General features: G+C 55.7%; 1 protein-coding gene. It reads right to left on the reverse strand.

Annotated elements, in window-relative coordinates; all coding sequences use genetic code 11:
- The coding region (locus tag SB752_RS33455) for a hypothetical protein (RefSeq protein WP_410719668.1) at positions 1-228 on the reverse strand (228 nt) is incomplete at both ends.

Raw genomic sequence — 228 nt, forward strand, 5'->3', positions numbered from 1 at the left:
CTCTTCAAAATAACCCCGATCTAACCAATGCCATCCATCCGGAGCGATGGGAGGTGCAATTGGTTGAGCGACTTGTCCATTAGGAGTGGCAGAAATGGGCAGCACCTCTCCGGTGGAGGGCAATGGCAACCCCCACCGCCCAGCTATATAGAACTCCTTCGGAAAACTATCGCCGCCCTCAGGGACCCAGCCTTCCTTGCGGCTCCAAGTGAATGGTTCGACCCATAG

The sequence above is a fragment of the Brevibacillus sp. SIMBA_040 genome (assembly GCF_046535075.1).
GTDB lineage: Bacteria > Bacillota > Bacilli > Brevibacillales > Brevibacillaceae > Brevibacillus.